Origin of the sequence: Clostridium sp. UBA7503 (assembly GCF_002477055.1) — a bacterium.
In the GTDB taxonomy this organism is placed as follows: Bacteria; Bacillota; Clostridia; order Clostridiales; family Clostridiaceae; genus Clostridium_J; species Clostridium_J sulfidigenes.
The window spans coordinates 49,526-70,619 of the sequence record NZ_DLNT01000009.1; the positions used below are offsets into that span (position 1 = coordinate 49,526).

Genomic DNA, 21,094 nt, shown 5'->3' on the forward strand with positions numbered 1-21,094 from the left:
CAAGTCATTTGGGTTCACTCCTTTTGTCATCTTTATTTTGCATAGTAAGGACTGGGAAGATAATCTGAATATATTTATATATAGATTCAAATAATATAAATATATTATTTAGAATAACAAAGGTGTAGAAGGTAGCAATTCTATATATTGCTTATTTCCCAGGTATATTAAGCATAGTGTGTTGGGTATTTATCTGGTCAGTCACAGAAGTTTATTTTTTGAAAACCGACAAATAAAATCGGATATAAGGAAGTGTCAGAATATTATTAATGCAAATGTGCATAAAAAAAGACATAAAGAATGGCTAATTCTACATAGATTAAAAATATTAATAAGGGCATTGAATAAAATAAAAGATTATATGGAGGATTATAAATACTACATTTCATCTCCAATATTAAAATGGGGCTGTAGCACTAATTTTTTAGTGTGATAGCCCCATTTTTTTATCCATGATATATTAAATAAATATTTAGCTAATATCAGGAAGAAGGTTTATCTAGTTAACTTTTTTATTATATCTTCTAGATTTGGATACATATTTAAAAGGTCTCTTCTCTCAAATAATTCAAAATCATCAAAAGTAAAGGCAGGGGCTACCATACATCCAACTAAAGCAAATCCATCATTATTCATAGAAGAACCAAATATATATCCCTTAGGAACTAAAACTTGTGGAACCTCTCCTTTTTCTACATCTAATCCTAATTGCTTAGTTATAAGCTCACCCTCTGGTGTGATCATATATATAGTCAGAGGTTGCCCATCGTGGTAATACCACATTTCATCAGAAGTTAATCTGTGAAAATGAGACACATCTCCTGTTTCAAGCAAGAAGTATATGCTACTAAATAATTTTTTATCTTCTCTAAAGAAATCTTCTGATAGTACTGATTGTTTGAAGTATCCTCCTTCTACATGGGGTGTCATGCCTAATCTTTCTATATAATATTGTGCTGATTTCATGCTGTACCTCCTAAGTATAGTAAATCTATTATACCAAAAACTTAATGATTTGTTGGAGCAATATAAATTAATTATAGCATTATTGATGGAATTCCTTAGTATATAATCAATTTATAATAATGTAAGAATTCATTAAGAATTTGAAATAAATATATTAAAATTTAATAAGTAATATAAAAGTATGGAGGGATGATGATGTGGAAAAAGAAAATTAAACAAAAAAAATTACAATTAATTTTAATAGCAATTATTTTAATGGTATCTTCATCTATATTTGCACTATCTACGAGCTTTACAAGTACAGTTTCAAAATATACTAATGATTATTATGAAGGAGAAAATATAAAGGATATTGTAGTTCAGACATATAATGAGGGTGTTATTTCAAAAGTTGAAAGTTTTATTATGGAAGAAGAAACTAATGAAAAAGATATTAGAAAAACAAAGGGTTTAACAGTAGATAGACAAGTATTTTTAGGGGATGAAAACCTTGATTTGGGAATGGCAAATTTAATAATTTATGAAGGTATGAAAGCTCATCCATGGGATGTAGTTATAACAGAAGGAGAAAAAGTAACGACTCCAAGTAAAGGTACTATTTGGGTTTCAAATCTTTTAGCTGATTCTAAGAATTTAAAAATAGGAGATAAGTTAAAGATAAAAGATGGTTATGAATACAAATATTTAACTATATCAGCTTTAGTAAACGATTCAGTAGTTCCAAGTTCTGTTGTGGGCTATAATAATTTATATATAAGTAGTAATGATTATGATGACTTTAATGAACCTATTAAATCTGAATATATTGGTTATGATTCATCTAAAGAAGGAAACGATGCAACATCTGAATTAATTTCTTATATAGGTGATTCAATTGATGGAGTTATATATGATAAGTGGATTACAATATTTGCAGCAAATGCTGGAAGTCAAATTACGAGTGCAGTGGGGTTAAGTACAGCTATATTGATATTTATTGTATCTATTGTAATAATAAGGTTCGTATTATGGAACAACATTTTAAAGGAGTATAAATCTATAGGCGTATATAAATCATTGGGATTTACCTCAAACCAGATACGTAATATATATTTAAAAAGTTTTGGAATAGTGGGAATCATTGCAATAACAGCTGGAAGTTTCTTCAGTATTTGGTATATTAATTATTTAGTAAAGATATCTATTAAATATATTGGAATATATGAAGGTGGCATAAATAATTTTAACTTTATATTTTTAACAATAATATTAATGAGTTTTGTTTTAATATCTAATATTTATCTTTTACTTAGAAGAATAAATAAAATAAAGCCTGTTGAGGCATTTAGAATAGGAGTGACTTCATCTAAAGAGAAATTTAAGAAGTCAATTATTAAAGATGCTTCATCACCACTGTCCATGGCTATAAATGATATTTTTAAATACAAAAAGCAAAATTTAATTATAGGAACAGTATTATCCCTTGTAATATACCTTTCAGTATTTTTAGTTAGTGTAAATTACTCAATGATTAATATGAAAGATAATGCATGGAATATGTTTGGATTACTTCAGGGAGATGTTACCTTAGACTTTCCAAGTGGAGAGGAGTCATATGATAAGGCTTTAGAAGAAATTAAGAGTGATCCGAGGGTCTTAGGAGTAAGAGAGTGCTCATTTGATGTAGGAAAGATCGCTTATTTAGATGTATCAAGATACAATATAAAAAATGCTCAGGTTATTACTTATTTATATGATAACTATGACAATAACCAAGGGTTTAATGTATCTATTAAAGAGGGAAGAAATCCTAAAAATAAAAACGAAATTGCATTGACAGAACAAATTCTAAAAGATGCAAGTTTAGATATTGGAGATTATATTGATATAAAAATATTAGGGGAAGAAAGATCATTACTTATCACTGGTAAATATATAGGAATGATGTCAAATAACTACAATATGAGAATGACTTTAGATGTAGTGCCTAAGGAAATTAGAAATAACCTTAATAACTTAAACATCAATATCACTTTAAAAGATAAAAATGATTATGAAGAGTTTAAAGAAAACTATAAACAGAAATATGAAGTATGTTCTATAGATACATGTCCAAGTTTAATTGCTACAACAAGTAAGTCAGTTATTGAGATAGCTATACCAGTTACTACAATTATTCTTTTAGGAATATTACTATTTAGTATATTAAATATAGTAAATCTTATAATTATGAATAATACCGATAATAGAAGAAATAACGCTATTATAAAATCTCTAGGATTTTCAAATATTTATATTTTGAAGAGAACTTTATATAGAATTATGCTGCTTACAGGTATTTCATCTTTAGTTGGATTTATTTTAAATGCTACTATATCTAAAAGTGTATTTAAATATGCAATGATGGGAATAGATGGTTTAATGATTTCAAATGGTAAGGTCATAAGCACAATAGTCTTTATTGAAATATTAACTCTTGGTGCAACAATAATATCAATGTTTAGTATAAGAAAAATATCTACAGCGGAGCTTATGGAAGAGTAGGGGGAGAAGAGATGGAAAGTATTATTAAAGCAAGTGGATTATGTAAATCATTTATTTTAGGAAAAACATCAAACAATGTATTAAAAAATATTAATTTAGATATATATGAAAGTGATTTTACTGTAATAATGGGAAGTTCAGGTTCTGGAAAAACTACATTATTATATTCTATTAGTACTATGGATAACCCAAGTGCAGGTAGTGTTGAACTTTTAGGAAAAGATATAACCAATATAGGAGAAAAAGAAGCCACAAGTATTAGAAATAAAGAAATATCCTTTGTTTTTCAAAGTATAAACTTACTTTATGATTTAACTATAAGAGAAAATATAACTTATTGTGGTTATCTAAACAATAAAGACAAGAAGAGCATAAATAAAAAAACAGATGAACTATTAAATAGATTAGATCTGAAAGATATTGAGAATAAATATCCTTCAGAAATATCGGGAGGACAACAGCAAAGGGTTGCAATTGCAAGAGCATTAATTAATAGTCCTAAGATAATTTTTGGAGATGAGCCAACAGGAGCACTTAATTCTTCGACGGGAGCTATGGTTTTAGATATTCTTACAGAATTAAATGAAGAGGGACAATCCATAGTAATGGTAACTCATGATTTAAAGGCAGCTTCTAGAGCAAGTAGATTGATTTATTTGAAGGATGGAAGAATTGATGGTGATTTGTCTATTGGAAGATATAATGAAAAAGATTCAGATAGTAGAGAAAAAAAGATATTTGAATTTATAAAAAGTAGGGGATGGTAAAATAATGATATAATGGAAGTGGGGGTGAGTAGAATGAATGATAAAATCTTGGTAATTGAAGATGATAATGATTTAGGAAACTTAATAAAAGATTACTTAGAGATAGATGGGTTTCAGGTATTGATAGCTAATGATGGGTTAAAAGGTGTGGAACTGGCTAATGATCCTATGATAAAGCTCATTATTTTAGATATTATGCTCCCACTTTTAGATGGTGTTGAAGTTTGTAAAAGAATAAGGACGATATCGAAAATGCCAATACTTATGTTATCAGCTAAAAGTGGAGAGATGGATAAGATACTAACATTAGGTGTAGGGGCAGATGACTATATGACAAAACCTTTTTCTCCAATGGAATTAGTAGCAAGGGTGAAAGCTCATATAAGAAGGTATACTTCATTTTCTAGTGATACACTATCAGATGTAAAACAATTTGGTGATTTAATAGTAGACTCTAAGGCATATAAAGCTTTACTAAATAATAAGGAAGTACCACTAACTTCTAAGGAATTTCAAATATTGAATTTTTTTACTTCTAATCCTTCCCAAGTATTTTCAAAGTCTCAGGTATATGAAAGTGTATGGGGTTACAGTGAATATATGGATGAAAATACTATAGCTGTGTACGTCAAAAGGTTAAGAGAGAAGCTTGGAGAATACGGTGAAAAGTCGATAAAGACAATATGGGGAGTAGGATATAAGTGGGAAATAATAGAGTAAGTAATAATTACCTCAATAAAAAAATAGACATATTTGCAGGGTTAATATGTCTATTTGTTATATTATCTGTGATATATTCTTTCCTAATTTTAAAGGAAGATATTAAAAAAGAAGATAAGTCTAATTTATTAAGGATAGGAACATCAAGCCAAAGGGAATTAATCAAAGAAATGTTTAAAGTAAATAGCTATTACATGAAAAATGATTTTTATGATTATACAGTTATAAACTTAAAAGGAGAGGTTATATTTTCTTCTATAGATGATTTTAATAAAGGAGAAAAGATAAATCTTGAAAATGAAATAGGTTATGATAATGCCTTTCACAATAGAAAGAATGGATTAATTAGATATAGCACACCGTTAGTTAATGATGAGGCTCAGAAAGGTATTATAATTATAGATTTACCACAGAGTATATTAAAAAAGGAAAGCAAAAATGAGAAAATTATACCCCTATGCATACTCTTATTTTTTATAGTTATATTAGCTATTATGATAAATAAGTTTGTAAAAGTTGATATAATAAAACCCATTAAGGAACTTCATAGTAGTGCAAAAACTATATTAAATGGAAGTTATAAGTGTAAAATAAACTATGATTACCATGGGGAAGTTGGAGAGTTTTGCCATGATTTTGAAGCTATGAGAGGTGAAATGATAGACTCAAAAGAAAAGGAAGAAAGGCTAAAAAGAAATGAAAAAGAATTATTAGCCTGTATTTCACATGATTTAAAAACTCCTCTTTCATCCATATCAGGGTATGTTGAGGGCATAAGAGATGGAATTGTAAATGATGAAGATGGCATAAAAAGGTATTCAAACATTATATTGAAGAAATCTAAAGAACTTTCAAAGTTAATAGATGATATATTAGAACAATCGAAAACAGAGTTGGATGAAATGTCAATTGAAAGAACAGAAATATACTCTGATGATTATTTTAAAGAAGTTTTAGGGGATTTATCTATTGATGTAGCTACTCATAATATGAAATTAGATATTAAGGGACAATTGCCAAGGGTTTTGATTTCTATAGATATAATAAGAATAAATCAAGTTATAAATAATATTATTTCAAATTCAATAAAATACTCTAGATCAGGAGAAAAAATTGAGATATGGGTAGATGATGAGATAGATAAAATCACTGTAAATATTAAGGATTTTGGTAGTGGAATTAGCATTGAGGATATACCATTTGTTTTTAATAAGTTTTATAGAGGTGAAAAGTATAGAAACACTAATATATCAGGTTCAGGGCTTGGTCTTTCTATATCTAAGTATATAGTAGAGAGTCATGGAGGAAATATAAAGTGTTCATCTTCTTTAGAATCTGGAACTACTATTAGTTTTACTATACTTAAAATATAATTAATAAAGGTACTGTCACACCTAGAAAATATTTTCTATTGTGTAGCAGCACCTTTTTTATATTTTAATTTAATTATTAGTAGGATTTACTTTATCTTTTCTTCCCACCATCCAAATGCGACTCTACCTTGAGCAAGTTCATTTGGCGTTTCTGGATTGGATAAGAAAATAATAAATGATCCTCCAGGAGGAAAAATAAATTTACCTACTTCTTCGTCGGCAATTGTAACCTCTGGAAGGGCTCTTCTAACAAATGCCTTAACTCCACCTTTAGGTTCTCCTATAACATTGCTTGCTTTAAGCAACCTAATTCGTGGCTTTGGTAATGGACAAAGAGCTGTATTAGCTGGAGTAACTAATTTTGATATCTCTGGGCATCCAGGTGGATTTGAATTAAACCATATTTGCGCTCTTATTGGTGATTCTCCAATATTTGTGACAGTCCAAACATATACGTGTAGATTAACTCCTGAATAATAAGGATTTACTAATCCTGACCATGCACTTTTACCCCTGCCAAAATTTAATTCATCTGCATAGCCTACAAAATATTTTCCTTGAAGTGAAAGATATAGAGGGTATGGCATACTAGCTATTTGAGTTATTGGATTAGGTAAGATTATAGAGTCATTACAATTTTTTGTGTTTTCCATTTTCATCAATTCTCCTATTTAAAATATATATTATTAAAAAAATACTACTTTACATGATTTTATACTAATATAAAGTCTGATATTTCATTATAATTAGTAAATAAGCTCGATAAAATAGCACTATAATATGAATTTAGAAAGGGGGCTAAATAGATTACATTAACAAATTTATATTTAATATTAAAATTACAAGTTTTATTCTTTGTTGAAAGGATAATTCAATATATCATAATCCTCATATTTGGGTAATAGATATAGGTTACTGCTAGTGCTTATAGAGGATATAATTTCATTTGCTTTAGCTCTGTCAATAACGGGTCTTGTACCAAGTTGCAAAAGTTTTCATGTTATTTTTTAGTTGAAAATAGATAATATGTAATAGGAAAATTAAAACTTGTACCATAATAGAATAAATTATATAAATCAATGGTAAGAAGAAGTTGCTATAATTGTTTCTTATGTTTATTGATTTTATTTATAATACCAATTGAGCTATTGTTTTATATTAATAATATAAGTTTTTCATAATCTCCTCCAATAAAATATATCAATATATTTATATACTTTTAATATATGTTATGTAGGTATAAGAGGTGTATAGATTTAGTGAAAACTCAGAGCCTATGTATGCTAACTTATATAAAATATAATAGATATTTATTATATTAATGGGTGGAATCTCCGATTACAAAAAATTGAGAGGGAGTCAATCTCCATTTAGCATGCTTATTTTTAATATAATACTCCAATAAATGTGAAAAATGAAACTGCATCTCACTTACAAAGCATGCATTTGGAATANNCAAATATTTAGTTGTCAGTTACAAAGATTGCTTTTAAATTTACAAAGTGGCATTTAGTGTTACTATTGAGAAATTATTTAACTGAAATAAATTTAACAATAAAAATATACTGAATAACAATAAAAAAATATTGACTTGCTTTAATTAGTAGGTTAATATATATTCATATTAAGGAAAAAAGATATAGATAGGATTACCCCTAAAAATTGGTAATAAATATGGCGTATATCTTAAATTGAAAAATAGTACACATTGAAAGGATGATTATAATGAAAAAAATTTTTCAAATTATAGGGATTATTTTTGTTATTGCAATTATTGGAATTGGAGCTTTATTGATTAAAGGACCTGCTGATCCAATTGTTTTGACACCTGAGGAGGAAGTTCAACAGCAAGAAGAGGAGAGTGAAAAATATTCTAATATTGATTTAAGTGGATTTAAAGCAGAAACAATTACAGGACAATCAGTGACTTCAGATTACTTCAAAGATTATGACATTACAATGATTAACTTATGGACAACTAGTTGTGGACCTTGTATTGAAGAAATGCCCGATATTGCTGAGTTATACAAAACAAAACCAGACAATACAAATATTATTTCTATTTGTGTTGATCTTGCAGATAACAAAAAAGAACTTAAATTTGCTAATAAGGTTATGAAAGATTCAAAAGCTGAGTTTATAACACTTATTCCTGATGGTGTGTTAAGAGAAAAATTAACAGATAATGTACAGATTTTCCCTACTACAATTTTCGTTGATCGTGATGGTAAAACAGTTGGAACACCACACTTTGGTGGGCGTTCAGCAGCAGATTATAGGAAAGCTATTCTTGATAGAGTAAAATTAGTAAGTGAAACAAAGTAATTAATGAGGTGAACTATGAAATTAACTTTTCTTGAAAAAAATTTTAAATATATTATTTTCATGATATCTATACTTTTTATAGGAATTGGAATTTTGAGAGAAGAACAACTTGTAGTTTTGAATAAAGCAGTTAATATTTGCCTTGAATGTATTGGTGTAGGGTAATGAAAAGTAAAAATAAGCGAACAATTATTCAACTAATAGCAACGGCTTTTACAAATGGATATATTATAGGTTTCTTTAAAGGGAAAATTTATACTGGAAACTCTAAGATGGTGTGTGTTCCTGGACTAAACTGTTATTCTTGTCCAGGAGCAGTGTCATCTTGTCCAATTGGTTCATTGCAAGCAGTTTTAGGAGGAAGAAAACACAGTTTTTCATTTTATATAATAGGAATTATGCTATTGTTTGGAATATTAAGCGGTCGATTTATTTGTGGATTTTTATGTCCTTTTGGTTTAATTCAAGATTTACTCTATAAAATAAAGTCACCTAAGATAAGAGTATCCACTAAGATTGATAAACCCTTGAGATATTTAAAATACATTATCTTGTTATTCCCAGTTATCCTATTGCCAATTTTTTTAACCAATAAATTTGGTATGGCACAACCTTATTTTTGTCAATGGATTTGTCCTGTTGGTACATTAGAAGGAGGAATTCCATTACTTTTAACAAATCCAGTACTTCGTAATATGATTGGTTTTTTGTTTGGTTGGAAAATGCTTTTAATGATTATAACAATAATTTTATCTATTCTCATATATAGACCTTTTTGTAAGTATATATGTCCTCTTGGCGCATTCTATTCTTTATTTAACAGATATAGCTTCTATCAAATGGAAGTGGATAAGTATAAATGCAATAGTTGCAAAAGATGTGAAAAACAATGTAAAATGAATGTGTCAATAAGAGAAGAAATTAATTCCATTGAATGTATTCGTTGTGGAGAATGTAAGGATATTTGTTCAAAGGGAGCTATTTCATCTAAAATTGTTTTTAATAGTAAAAATAATTTTATACAATAAGCTATCATTTATACATTTGTTATAAAGGATAATTTAATTATTAAATTCAAGATAATTATACGAAATAAAAATGTTACATACTCTTTAAATTAAGGAGTATGTAACATTAAATTTATATATTATTCTGTACGTAATGATTCTACAGGATTTTTTCTTGCAGCCATTTTTGCTGGAATGGCACCACCCAGCAATGTTAAAGAAACACTTATAATTATAAGTATTATAGCATGAACTGGATTAAGTTTTGCTACACCTTCAAGGTCTGTTAAATTCTTAAGAACGCTATTTATTGGAAATGTTAATAAGTATGATATTAATATTCCAAGTAATCCTGAACAAGAACCTATTATGAATGTTTCAGCATTGAATACACGGGTTATATCTTTCTTCCTTGCACCTAATGCTCTCAACACACCAATTTCCTTTGTTCTTTCTAATACAGAAATGTATGTTATTATCCCAATCATAATAAGGGATACAACAAGTGATATTGCAGCGAAGGCAATTAAAACAAGGGTTATTGAATCCATAATACCACCAGATAATTTTGTGAATGTAGCTGCTAAATCTGTATATATTATAGAGTCTTCAACAGCATTTCCATCATTCCATGAATTTAAGTAATTAAGCACGCTATCCTTAGTAGTAAAATCTTTAGGGTAAAGGGTGATAGCAAATGGGGTAGAAGTAGCACCTAATTGAGATAGTATGTCATCTTTAGTAACGTTAGGAGTACTATTATTAGCTCCTCCCATTGGTGACATTGCAGCCATTGGATTAGTAGGCATACTAGTTCCAGCTGTGGTATCTCCAAAAGGCTTTCCAGTTAATACATTATAATTAGCATCTTGCTGTGCTTTAACAATTTTAGAACTTCTAGCATTATCAATAAAATATTGTGATAATTCATCTGAATATGAAAGTCCAGGTGAAAGAATTTCTAGCTTTGAATCTTTGCTAGAACGAACTATACCAGCAATTTTAACAGTAATAGCATTATCGTTATTATAAATATCTATAAGATTGTCTGGAGTACCGTTTATTGTAAATATATTGTCCATCTGTTTATAGTAATCATCATTTAAAGCTAATTTAAATTCCTTGTTTATAATATCATCAAAACTTACAGTCTCTGATTCAGAATCTATATCCAAAGCTTTTAGCATAGAGTTATCAAATCTGTTATAGCTATCGACAATGAGAACAAGATCTGTTTTTTCTTTAGGATATGACCCAGCTAATAAATCATAATTGCTTTCAAGGTATCCTTTAGTATCTAAATTTAAACCATTGGGATATGATGAAAAGTTAATTAGAGATGTATTTACTGGAGTTGCAGTTTTTCCATCAGATTTTAAAAGATTCATATTAACAAGTCTTGTATAGGACATTCCAGAGAGCAGAGAAGAATCGATATTTTCAATATACTCTATGTATTCATCGGTAAATACATTTGTGTGTTCAATACTATTTTCGCTAGGGTCATAAGGGTAAATGTAATCTACATCTGGAAATTGATTTTTATTTAGAGAATTACTCACTGCTTCTTTATGTTGCTCTCTCATTGCATCCATATCAACTTCAGCAGTTTTTTGATTAATCATTATTGGAAAGCCTGATAATGTACTATTTTCAAATTCTCCAATTTGCTTATCAAATCCATTCGATAATGAAAGTATTAAGGCAATACCAATTATACCTATGCTTGAGGCAAAAGCAGTAAGGGCTGTTCTCCATTTTTTTGTAGATATGTTTTTACCTGATAGTTTTAAAGCCGTAAAGAAACTCATACTTGTTTTCTTAAGTTTATAATTAGAAGTATCTAAGTCATCATAAAATGGATTGCTATCAGATTTTATCTCACCATCTCTAAACTCAACAATTCTATCAGCATATTCATTAGCTAACTCTGGATTATGAGTTACCATAACAACAAGTTTATCATTTGAAATTTCTTTAATAAGCTCCATAATCTGAATACTTGTATGAGTGTCCAAAGCTCCAGTAGGTTCATCTGCTAAAATTATATCAGGGTCATTAGCTAGAGCGCGAGCTATAGCAACTCTTTGCATTTGTCCTCCTGATAGTTGGTTTGGTTTTTTGTGAACATGATCCTTTAGGCCAACCTTTTCTAATACCTCAAGAGCTTTCTTGTGCTTTTCTGTATTTGAAACTCCACTAAGGGTCATTCCCATTTCTACATTATCTACTATACTTAAGTGAGAAATTAGGTTATAACTTTGAAAAATAAATCCAACACTATTATTTCTATAGGCATCCCAATCTGAGTCTTTAAAATTTTTTGTAGATTTACCATTGATAATTAAATCACCTTCATCATATTGGTCAAGACCTCCGATAACATTTAAACATGTTGTTTTTCCAGAGCCACTTGGTCCAAGAATTGCAACAAATTCAGATTTTCTAAATTTTAGGCTTATTCCATCTAATGCAACTTGAGTAAATTCACCTGTAGTATAACTTTTAAATATGTTTTTTAATTGTAACATTATGCTCCTCCTTTACGATTAACTTTTCTAATTGTAGAATCGTAATATGAACCTAATATGAATTATGGTCTAAAAGTATATTTTTATTTCTTTTTTATTTGTAAAGTTCATATTTAATTAATATAAAATAATTATTATATAAATTAACATAATAAATTGAGGTGATAATATTGTTTAATATACTTGTTGTGGAAGATGATAAAAATTTAAGAAAACTTATATCTGCAACCCTAAAACAAAATGGATATAACTCATTAATGGCAGAAGATGGAGAAGTAGCTCTTGATATTATGGATAAAGAGCATATTGATTTAGTAATATCTGATATAATGATGCCTAAGTTAGATGGTTACAATTTAGTAAAAGCTTTGAGAGACTCGGGATATAATGTGCCAATACTTATGGTTACAGCTAAGGAAATGTTTGAAGATAAGAGAAAAGGATTTAATGTTGGCGTAGACGATTATATGGTAAAACCCATTGATATAAATGAAATGATATTAAGAGTTGGAGCACTTCTTAGAAGAGCTAAGATATCTAATGAACATAGACTATCTATAGGTGATATTATTTTAGATTATGATTCAATATCTGTAAGTCGAAATGGCGACAGTGTTACCCTTCCTAAAAAAGAATTTTATTTGTTATTTAAATTATTATCTTATCCTAATGTTATATTTACACGAAGACAATTATTAGATGAAATATGGGGTATGGACAACGAAGTGGATGAACGTACTGTGGATGTTCATATAAAAAGATTGAGAGAAAGATATGATAGTTGTACAGAATTTGAGATTGTTACAGTACGTGGGCTTGGATATAAGGCGGTTAAGGAGATATGAGAAAAAATCTAAGAGTTAAGTTTGTAGTAATTCTTCTATTGATGATGATCGTATCGGGAATATGTTCCCTTATAATATCTGCAATAATGTTTAGTGGAAATATAGAGAAAGAATCAAAAAATGCCCAAAGGAAAGTAGTATATACTATATTAGAACTATATGATAATACAGATTTTACTTTAAATAAAATTATAGAGCTAAGTAATAATGATAGATATGAAGTAATACTTATCAATGATTTGCATGAGTATGCTGGAACTGCTGATAAGCTTCATGAGAGAGAATTTCTGCAGATTAAAACAAAAAGACTTCCTATTATTAATACTATATTAAAGATAGATGATAGGTATATAAAAATATCTAATTCATTTAATGAAAAAAGTGTGCATATACGTACATTTTTTCTAACTACCATATCTTTGATTATATCTACTATAATAGCTACCATAATATCTGGTATAGCATCAAAGCGAATCTTAAGGCCAATAAGAACTTTAAGTAAAGCTACTGAAGAGGTAGCGAAGGGAAACTTTAGTGTTAAAATAGGTATTCCTAAGGATTATGAATTTGCATTATTAGCAAAAAATTTTAACAAGATGGTTCACGAGCTTAGTAGTATAGAGACCTTAAGAAATGATTTTGTTAGTAATGTTTCTCATGAGATAAAAACACCCATTGCATCTATACAAGGTTTCGCAAAGTTAATTCAAGATAAAAATTTAAATGATAATGAGAGAAGTGAATTTACAGATATTATTATTAGTGAATCGTCAAGACTTTCTAAGCTAACTTCAAATATATTAAAGCTTTCAAAGCTTGAAAATCAAGATATTATCACTGAAAAAGTAGAGTTTTCTTTAGATGAACAGATTAGGTGTGCAATTCTTATAATGGAATCAGAGTGGAGTGAAAAGGGAATTAACTTAGATATAGATCTAGATAAAGTCAGTATTATAGGAAATGAGGATTTATTGCAGCAGGTATGGCTAAATATAATAGGAAATGCTATTAAGTTCACAGAGAAGGGCGGAACTATTGGTATCAAGCTAATGGATTTAAAGTATAAAATAGTTGTTAAGGTTTCAGATAATGGTGTTGGAATGAATGAAGAAACTCAAAGACATATTTTTGAAAAGTTTTATCAAGGTGATAAATCTCATTTAAGCAAGGGAAATGGATTAGGATTATCACTTGTAAAACGAATAATTGAACTATGTCATGGTGAAATAAAGGTTAAAAGTAAGCTTAATTATGGTACGACTTTCACAATTGAATTACCTAAAAATAGTATTATTAATAGCTGATATTTAAAGTTGTTGGAATAGTAAATATAGAAAGGGGAGAAAAAAGAGTAGCACCTGAAATAATAGGTTAGAATCATTTGACAAAATATATAATTATATGTATTATATAGATATAAAATTACATATTGTGTTTTATGGTTGCATACGCAATAACAGGGAATGAGGTTAGAATCCTCAACAGCCCCCGCTACTGTAATAGCTACGAAACTCTTTAAAAGTCACTATGAAAATAATTCATGGGAAGGCAAGGAGAATTAGGTTTGAAGCTATAAGTCAGGAGACCTACCATAAAATAAAGTTTGCAATTTCGGTGGGAAATTAAAGCGGCAAAGATTATTAATAGGTATCAAATGTATATTTTAGTATACATTTTTTATTCTGTGTATATGTGTGCTTAAAGTCCTAGAAATAGGGCTTTTTTATTTTGACTATTTATAAATATATATTTGTATTTTTATATTTTTTTACCAATTTTGTATTGATAATGAATTTCAAGTATGATATTATGTCTTTGTGAAATTGATATTCATTATCATTAACAGGGTAATAAATCATAATAGCAGTAAAGAAGGAGGTGGCTAAGTATTCTTATATGAAAATCAATTATATTATAGAAAGTAAGAGGAGTGATTTTTGTGAAGAAACTAGTTAGTATAATAGTATCTTTGATAATGATAGTAGGGTTAACAGGATGCTCACAGGAAAAGGGAAAAAATACAGAAGATAGTACGGTTATAGAAGTAGAAGATATAAATGGTGATGTAGTTACTTTAAATAGTCCAGCAGAAAAAATATTTTTAGGATTTTATATAGAAAATTATCTTGCCGTGTCTGGGGATTTTAAACTGGATAGAATAGTTGCTATATCAAAAGGAGAAACAAAGGATTTAATGAATGCAATGTGGAGTAAGTATGCAGAAATAATTCCTAATTTAGAAGGGTGTATTGATACAGGATCTATTTACTTAGATAGTTTCAGTATGGAGAAACTAATTGAGGCAAAACCAGATTTAGTAATTCTTGCACCTTATCAGGCAAAAAAACTAGGGGATGGGATTAATACTATAAAAAGTCTAGGGATTCCTGTAGCGGTAGTTGACTACAATTCTTTTACTTTAGATAAGCATGTAAAAAGTACAGAAATACTTGGAAAATTATTAGGAAAAGAAGAAAGAGCAAAGGAACTTGTTGAAAATTATAAAAGTCATATAAAAAATGTTGAAGATAGAGTAAAAGATATACCAGAAGATGAGCTTAAATCTGTTTATTTTGAACTTGCAAGTCAAGGTCCAGATACATATGGAAATTCTTATGGAAACTCTTTATGGGGAAATATACTTAAAAGTGCAAAATGTAAAAATATTGCTGAAGAGAAAGTTGAAGAATATGGTCCACTAAATCCTGAATACGTTATCTCTAGCAATCCTGATATTATAATGTTCTCAGGACAAACTAATTCTCAAGATAAGGGAAAACAAAGATTTGAGATGGGATTCAATGTAAATGAGGATAGAGCTGTAGAAACACTGAATATGTATTTAAAAAGACCAGGTTGGAACAATCTAAATGCGGTAAAAAATAAAGAAGTATATGGTTTTGATCATAGTGGACTTAGAACTCTTTATGATTATGTATATCTTCAATATGCTGCAAAGGCAATTCATCCGGAAAAGTTTAAAGATGTAGATCCAATGAAAAATCTAAATGAATTTTACGAAAAATATTTACCGGTAAAACCAGCAGGTACTTTTATGATAAAGGGGGAATAGTCAATGACTAATAAAATAAAAGTATTGGAGGGTTTAAATGAGGGAGAGGATGTATATAAGAACATAAATAAAAAAAGATTTAGTTTATTTTCTATTACGGTCATAGCATTACTTGTATTTTCTATTTTAGATTTAATTGTTGGACCCTCTGGGATGTCTTTATCAGAGGCAATACGGACTTTAATACAAGGACCTACTAAAGAAAATATAAATTCAGCTGTTATGTGGTCTATAAGACTTCCGATGACATTAACATGTATATTTGTGGGAGCTTCATTGGGATTAGCAGGATCTCATATGCAGACTATACTTAGTAATCCATTAGCTAGTCCATATACTTTAGGTATTTCATCAGCAGCTGGCTTTGGAGCTTCTCTTGCTATTGTCACAGGAATTACTATTGGAAACATAGGATGGATTTCTATACCTTTAATGGCATTTGCTTTTTCATTTATATCTAGTTTATGTATATATTTTATAGGTAAAAGTAAGGGTATGAAGTCTATAACAATGGTGTTAACAGGTATTGTTATTCATTTTCTATTTCAGGCACTACAATCTTTAGTTCAGTATATGGCAGCACCAGAGGTATCACAACAAATTGTATTTTGGATGTTTGGAAGTTTATTAAAATCTACCTGGATTGGGGTATTTATTACTGCAAGTATTTTTCTTTTATGTTTCTTACTAACTACAACTATAGTATGGAAAATAACAGCCCTATCTGCCGGAGAAGAAAGAGCAAGAAGTCTTGGAATAAATGTAGACAAATTAAAGTTAAGGGTATTTTTAATATCAACTTTATTAACTACAGGAGCTGTTTCCTTTATAGGTCCTATTGGATTTATAGGATTAATTTCTCCGCATTTTGCAAGGTTATCCGTTGGAGAAGATCAAAGATATTTATCTCCTGTTTCAGCTATATTTGGAGCATTAATCATGATTGTAGCTTCTATAATATCTAAAGTAATAAAACCAGGTGCATTAATACCTATAGGCATTGTTACATCTATCGTTGGAGTACCTTTTTTACTTTTTTTATTACTATCTAAGGGGGCAGAGTAATGAGTTTTATTACAGCAGATAAGGTTTCAGTTAAATATAAAAATAAAGAGGTATTAAGAGATATTACTTCTACTTTTAACCAAGGTGAAATAACTTCAATTATTGGTCCTAATGGTACAGGAAAGACAACCTTTATAAAGGCTATATCTAATATGGTTAACTATGAAGGTCATATATATATGAATGAAAATAATAAGGAGAAAATATCCATGGAAAAAGTGGGTTATGTACCTCAGATGAGTAATAGTAGTTCTAGTTTAACTGTATTTGAAATGGTATTGCTTGGACATATGAAGGATTTAAAGTGGAAAATTTCTAAGGATAAACTAGAAGAAACAAATAAAATATTGAGAAAAATAAATTTAAGCCATCTAAGTTATAATAAATTTTCTAGTTTAAGTGGAGGAGAAAAACAATTAGTGATTATGGCGCAAACCTTAGTTTCAAAGCCTAAAATACTACTATTGGATGAGCCAACTAGTGCATTAGATATAAGACATCAGCTGCAAGTTTTAGATCTAGCAAGAGAGTATACTACAGAAAATAATGCTATTACTATAGTTGTAATTCATGACTTGGCTTTGTCAACTAGATATAGTGACAAAATAGTATTATTTAACAAAGGATATGTGATGAAGGAAGGAAAACCAGAGGAAGTATTACAACCATCATTATTGAAAGAGGTTTATAAGGTAGATGTAGAAGTTTGCTGCACGAAGAAAGGTTATTTTACAGTTACCCCTATTACATGTAGTTAAATAATAGTAAAAATAAAATTTTGAGGTGAGAGCGCATGAATAAACATAAATTTTTATTAGATTTAAAGTTGTTAAACATGGATATTAAAGAAATTATGAACTTATGCAAAGAGCATAATGAATGTTTTTCAGTCTTAAAAGATAAACTTGATTACGTATGTGATTTCATACTAGATAGTTCAAATAATTTAAAATGGAAGAAATATTTATCAGAAGAAACGTATGATTCTCTAGTTAGAGAACTTAGAAACGCTACTTCAAATGCCCTAGGATCGGTTGAAAAGTTTCAAGCTCATAGCATATTAAGCGGTAGTGTGGATTCGTTCAAGTATTCTGATGAATTAAATCTTGCTGTGCAAAATGAAATATTGGAGTTTGAAATAAATACGAAATCAAGGATTCTATTTATTGGCTCTGGAGCTATGCCTATAACAGCTTTTACTATAAAAAATGAAGTTGATTGTGAAGTAACCTGTTTAGATATTGATAAAGAAGCACTTGATTTGTCTGAAAGATTATCAGATAAGTATGGGATCAAAAATATATTTTTTTCATCCCAAGATGTAAGTAAATTTGATTTAAACAACTTTACTCATATTATTATAGCTTCTTTAGTTGAAGAAAAATTAGATATTGCAAAATTTTTATTAGAAAATATCAATGGAGATACAAAGGTTATTTTAAGGTATGGAAATGAGTTAAAAAGTATATTTAATTACCCTTTGGATACAAAGATATTGAAACATTGTCAAAAAACAATAATAAAAGACAGTAAATATATTTATGAAAGTATAGTTTTGGAGAAATATGTATGATGATTAAAGATATATATAATAATTTGGGAAACATATTAATAGTAGGTTCAGGACCTGTAGCAATGAATATGACAATTAATTTATCTAAAGGGTTTTTAGGTGAAATAGGTATGGTTGCAAGAGAAAGTGATAAAACTATATCTTTTTTACAACAATTAAAAAACAATGATTTTACAATAATGGGGAACGCATCAAAAAGAGAATTATTTAAAGTAGAAGGAAGCTATAAATTAAAAAAATTATATATAGGACATGCTAATATAGATGATATTTGGGAGACTATGGTATTGTGTGTTCCATGTGATTGCTATATGGACATATTAAAAAAAGTAGATTTACTAAGGCTTACTAGAGTAAAAACGATTATTTTAGTATCACCAGAGTTTGGGTCTAGTATAGTAGTTTCTAATTACTTAAATAGAGAGATAAGGAAATTAGAGATAATTTCTTTGTCTAATTATTTCGGTGCAACTAAGTATTCATCATCAAAATCACTAATAGAAATAACAACAAAAGCTTTGAAAAAAAAGATATATATAGGTTCATCATTAGAATATAGCTATAAAGTACAAGTTCTAAAAAGTTTTCTAAAAGATATTGGAGTTATTTCAGAAATATTAAATGATCCATTAGAAGTTGAAAGCAGAAACATAACTATGTTTGTACATCCAGCTTTTTTAATTAATGATGTTAGTTTAAATCAAGTATTTGATTATGATAAAACAAATAAATATGTATACAAGCTATATCCAGAAGGACCTATAACAATGAATACTATATCTACTATGCATTCTTTATGGAAAGAAATATGTCAAGTGTATATGAAACTCAGGATTAAACCTATTAATCTACTTAAGTTTTTAAACGATGATAATTATCCAGTTTTAGAAGAATCTATATCAAGAGAAAATATAGATAAATATATGGAATATGATAGCATAAAACAAGAATATTTACTTTATGTTAGATATTCTTCAATACTAATTGATCCGTTTTCTATACCAGATAAAAATGGAAGATACTTTGAGTTTTCAAGAATTCCTTATCCAAAAATTTACAAAGATAATAGGGGAAAATGGAATATACCAAGAATGCCATTTGAAGATTATAAAAAGATCAAGCTTTTATATGCTATAGGAAAAAAATTAAATATAGACATGGAAAATGCAAAATATTTATTAGACTTATTTGATATTTACTTAAATAAATTTATTGAAGATAAGGGTGAGAATAATATAAATAATAGTATATTTGAAGATTATAGCATAAACAATGCAAAAATTATAATTAAGGAGAGATTAAATGAGAGTAGATAAAGGTGTAATATTGGCAATACTATCTTCATTTACGTTTAGTATAATGAATGTTTTAGTAAAGTTAGTTAGTAATAGAATACCCTCTAATGAAATAGCTTTTTTTAGAGGGATAATTGGTGTGGTTTTAATATTAATATTAATGAAGGGAACTAATGTAAAGTTTTCTAAAGAAGGAAAACCACTTTTATTAATGAGAGGGCTTCTAGGGGGACTTTACATGGTAACATACTTCTTTGCAATTTCTACAATGAAGTTAGGAGATGCGTCTATATTAGCACATTTATCAGGTGTTTTTGTAATGATATTTTCCGCAATGTTTTTGAAAGAAAGACTACCAAAGAATGCTTGGATATTTATTATAATTATTTTATTTGGGGCAAGCCTTATAATAAATCCATTTAGATATTCCACCTACTCTTTTTATGCTATATTTGGATTATTAAGTGCGATCCTATCAGCAAGTGCTTCTATAACTATTAGAAAATTAGCAAGATCTAAAAACCATCATTCATATGAAATTGTATTTTATTTTTTAGCTGCATCTACAATAGTAGCGGCTATATTAATGAGAAATAATTTTGTAGTACCAACAGTTAGAGAATTTGTTTTATTGTTTATTTTAGGAGTTGTTTCCTTATTAGCACAAATATTTTTAACTGGTGCATTTGGAAATACTAATGCTGTAATTGTAGAAGTAGTAAGATATATAGGAATATTATTTAATGCAACTTGGGGATTGATATTATTTGGAGAATCTTTATCTATATACTCTATATTAGGAGGAATTCTTATAATTGGAGCATCTATTGTTTTATCCAGACAAAAATCTTTAGAGTAGGGGAAATTAGATGTAATAAAAAGACTTTTAATAACTTTAACTGGGATTAAAAAGCTAAAAATGGAAAATATAAACTAATTAGAAAAGTTGTAGAAAACTGAGGAAAGTAAAATAAAAACAAGTTAAACTTAGTTAATCAGTAATTAAGATTTTTACTTATATTAATATTAAT

General features: G+C 28.4%; 18 protein-coding genes and 1 riboswitch. Of the genes, 15 read left to right on the top strand and 3 right to left on the bottom strand.

Annotated features, from left to right (window positions below):
• Positions 1 to 495: 495 nt before the first annotated feature.
• A complete protein-coding gene (locus tag B3630_RS02040; protein WP_346895085.1) occupies positions 496 to 966 on the bottom strand; it encodes a cupin domain-containing protein in 471 nt (156 codons plus the stop codon).
• Between the two features lie 195 nt (positions 967 to 1,161).
• Between B3630_RS02040 and B3630_RS02045 the strand changes: the two genes are divergently transcribed.
• Genes B3630_RS02045 through B3630_RS02060 form a run of 4 tightly spaced genes read left to right on the top strand, consistent with a single transcriptional unit; the run spans position 1,162 to position 6,349 of the window.
• The gene (locus tag B3630_RS02045; protein WP_346895087.1) at positions 1,162 to 3,489 is read left to right on the top strand and encodes an ABC transporter permease; all 2,328 of its coding nucleotides are present in this window, start codon (positions 1,162 to 1,164) and stop codon (positions 3,487 to 3,489) included.
• Positions 3,490 to 3,500: 11 nt separating this feature from the next.
• Positions 3,501 to 4,256, top strand: coding sequence for an ABC transporter ATP-binding protein (locus B3630_RS02050; protein WP_346895089.1), 756 nt, complete (start codon positions 3,501 to 3,503; stop codon positions 4,254 to 4,256).
• Positions 4,257 to 4,289: 33 nt separating this feature from the next.
• On the top strand, positions 4,290 to 4,976 hold the full coding sequence (locus B3630_RS02055; protein WP_346895091.1) for a response regulator transcription factor: 687 nt from the start codon (positions 4,290 to 4,292) through the stop codon (positions 4,974 to 4,976).
• Positions 4,958 to 6,349 (top strand): HAMP domain-containing sensor histidine kinase, encoded by a 1,392-nt coding sequence (locus tag B3630_RS02060; protein WP_346895093.1) that lies wholly within the window; start codon positions 4,958 to 4,960, stop codon positions 6,347 to 6,349. The genes B3630_RS02055 and B3630_RS02060 overlap by 19 nt, the downstream gene beginning before the upstream one ends.
• An 86-nt stretch (positions 6,350 to 6,435) precedes the next feature.
• Here the strand turns inward: B3630_RS02060 and B3630_RS02065 are convergent, their stop codons facing one another.
• Positions 6,436 to 7,002 carry a DUF6143 family protein gene (locus B3630_RS02065; RefSeq protein ID WP_346895095.1) on the bottom strand — a complete coding sequence of 189 codons (567 nt, stop codon included), beginning with the start codon at positions 7,000 to 7,002 and terminating at the stop codon, positions 6,436 to 6,438.
• 1,063 nt (positions 7,003 to 8,065) lie between these two features.
• On the opposite strand from B3630_RS02065, the gene B3630_RS02070 reads away from it, so the two are divergent.
• The 3 genes from B3630_RS02070 to B3630_RS02080 are packed head-to-tail and all read left to right on the top strand — an operon-like array spanning position 8,066 to position 9,702.
• Positions 8,066 to 8,674 (top strand): TlpA disulfide reductase family protein, encoded by a 609-nt coding sequence (locus B3630_RS02070; RefSeq protein ID WP_346895097.1) that lies wholly within the window; start codon positions 8,066 to 8,068, stop codon positions 8,672 to 8,674.
• Positions 8,675 to 8,689: 15 nt separating this feature from the next.
• Positions 8,690 to 8,839, top strand: coding sequence for a CD1871A family CXXC motif-containing protein (locus B3630_RS02075; RefSeq protein WP_346895099.1), 150 nt, complete (start codon positions 8,690 to 8,692; stop codon positions 8,837 to 8,839).
• Complete coding sequence (locus B3630_RS02080) at positions 8,839 to 9,702, top strand: 4Fe-4S binding protein (RefSeq protein WP_346895101.1); 864 nt, start codon at positions 8,839 to 8,841, stop codon at positions 9,700 to 9,702. The genes B3630_RS02075 and B3630_RS02080 overlap by 1 nt, the downstream gene beginning before the upstream one ends.
• 119 nt (positions 9,703 to 9,821) lie before the next feature.
• Here the strand turns inward: B3630_RS02080 and B3630_RS02085 are convergent, their stop codons facing one another.
• On the bottom strand, positions 9,822 to 12,212 hold the full coding sequence (locus B3630_RS02085) for an ABC transporter ATP-binding protein/permease (protein WP_346895103.1): 2,391 nt from the start codon (positions 12,210 to 12,212) through the stop codon (positions 9,822 to 9,824).
• Between the two features lie 170 nt (positions 12,213 to 12,382).
• Here B3630_RS02085 and B3630_RS02090 point away from each other — a divergent pair, with 170 nt between their 5' ends.
• From B3630_RS02090 to B3630_RS02125, 8 genes are all read left to right on the top strand, one after another.
• Positions 12,383 to 13,057 (top strand): response regulator transcription factor, encoded by a 675-nt coding sequence (locus B3630_RS02090; RefSeq protein WP_346895105.1) that lies wholly within the window; start codon positions 12,383 to 12,385, stop codon positions 13,055 to 13,057.
• Positions 13,054 to 14,361: a HAMP domain-containing sensor histidine kinase gene (locus tag B3630_RS02095; RefSeq protein ID WP_346895107.1), complete on the top strand. Its 1,308-nt coding sequence runs from the start codon at positions 13,054 to 13,056 to the stop codon at positions 14,359 to 14,361. The genes B3630_RS02090 and B3630_RS02095 overlap by 4 nt, the downstream gene beginning before the upstream one ends.
• A gap of 118 nt (positions 14,362 to 14,479) precedes the next feature.
• A riboswitch (cobalamin riboswitch) is annotated at positions 14,480 to 14,665 on the top strand.
• 331 nt (positions 14,666 to 14,996) lie between these two features.
• Complete coding sequence (locus B3630_RS02100; protein WP_346895109.1) at positions 14,997 to 16,130, top strand: ABC transporter substrate-binding protein; 1,134 nt, start codon at positions 14,997 to 14,999, stop codon at positions 16,128 to 16,130.
• A 3-nt stretch (positions 16,131 to 16,133) separates the two neighbouring features.
• Positions 16,134 to 17,195, top strand: a complete 1,062-nt coding sequence (locus B3630_RS02105) for an iron ABC transporter permease (protein ID WP_346895111.1) — start codon at positions 16,134 to 16,136, stop codon at positions 17,193 to 17,195.
• A complete protein-coding gene (locus B3630_RS02110) occupies positions 17,195 to 17,953 on the top strand; it encodes an ABC transporter ATP-binding protein (RefSeq protein WP_346895113.1) in 759 nt (252 codons plus the stop codon). The genes B3630_RS02105 and B3630_RS02110 overlap by 1 nt, the downstream gene beginning before the upstream one ends.
• A gap of 35 nt (positions 17,954 to 17,988) precedes the next feature.
• Positions 17,989 to 18,768, top strand: a complete 780-nt coding sequence (locus B3630_RS02115) for a nicotianamine synthase family protein (RefSeq protein WP_346895115.1) — start codon at positions 17,989 to 17,991, stop codon at positions 18,766 to 18,768.
• The gene (locus B3630_RS02120; RefSeq protein ID WP_346895117.1) at positions 18,765 to 20,084 is read left to right on the top strand and encodes an opine metallophore biosynthesis dehydrogenase; all 1,320 of its coding nucleotides are present in this window, start codon (positions 18,765 to 18,767) and stop codon (positions 20,082 to 20,084) included. The genes B3630_RS02115 and B3630_RS02120 overlap by 4 nt, the downstream gene beginning before the upstream one ends.
• On the top strand, positions 20,071 to 20,922 hold the full coding sequence (locus B3630_RS02125; protein ID WP_346895119.1) for a DMT family transporter: 852 nt from the start codon (positions 20,071 to 20,073) through the stop codon (positions 20,920 to 20,922). The genes B3630_RS02120 and B3630_RS02125 overlap by 14 nt, the downstream gene beginning before the upstream one ends.
• Positions 20,923 to 21,094: the final 172 nt, after the last annotated feature.

Bases quoted from the DNA above. Each gene is read 5' to 3' on its own strand.
- B3630_RS02110 (WP_346895113.1), top strand. From the start codon at position 17,195: ATGAGTTTTATTACAGCAGATAAGGTTTCAGTTAAATATAAAAATAAA.
- B3630_RS02065 (WP_346895095.1), bottom strand. From the start codon at position 7,002: ATGGAAAACACAAAAAATTGTAATGACTCTATAATCTTACCTAATCCA.
- B3630_RS02085 (WP_346895103.1), bottom strand. From the start codon at position 12,212: ATGTTACAATTAAAAAACATATTTAAAAGTTATACTACAGGTGAATTT.
- B3630_RS02080 (WP_346895101.1), top strand. From the start codon at position 8,839: ATGAAAAGTAAAAATAAGCGAACAATTATTCAACTAATAGCAACGGCT.
- B3630_RS02120 (WP_346895117.1), top strand. From the start codon at position 18,765: ATGATGATTAAAGATATATATAATAATTTGGGAAACATATTAATAGTA.
- B3630_RS02055 (WP_346895091.1), top strand. From the start codon at position 4,290: ATGAATGATAAAATCTTGGTAATTGAAGATGATAATGATTTAGGAAAC.
- B3630_RS02115 (WP_346895115.1), top strand. From the start codon at position 17,989: ATGAATAAACATAAATTTTTATTAGATTTAAAGTTGTTAAACATGGAT.
- B3630_RS02095 (WP_346895107.1), top strand. From the start codon at position 13,054: ATGAGAAAAAATCTAAGAGTTAAGTTTGTAGTAATTCTTCTATTGATG.
- B3630_RS02040 (WP_346895085.1), bottom strand. From the start codon at position 966: ATGAAATCAGCACAATATTATATAGAAAGATTAGGCATGACACCCCAT.
- B3630_RS02125 (WP_346895119.1), top strand. From the start codon at position 20,071: ATGAGAGTAGATAAAGGTGTAATATTGGCAATACTATCTTCATTTACG.
- B3630_RS02075 (WP_346895099.1), top strand. From the start codon at position 8,690: ATGAAATTAACTTTTCTTGAAAAAAATTTTAAATATATTATTTTCATG.
- B3630_RS02070 (WP_346895097.1), top strand. From the start codon at position 8,066: ATGATTATAATGAAAAAAATTTTTCAAATTATAGGGATTATTTTTGTT.
- B3630_RS02050 (WP_346895089.1), top strand. From the start codon at position 3,501: ATGGAAAGTATTATTAAAGCAAGTGGATTATGTAAATCATTTATTTTA.
- B3630_RS02105 (WP_346895111.1), top strand. From the start codon at position 16,134: ATGACTAATAAAATAAAAGTATTGGAGGGTTTAAATGAGGGAGAGGAT.
- B3630_RS02045 (WP_346895087.1), top strand. From the start codon at position 1,162: ATGTGGAAAAAGAAAATTAAACAAAAAAAATTACAATTAATTTTAATA.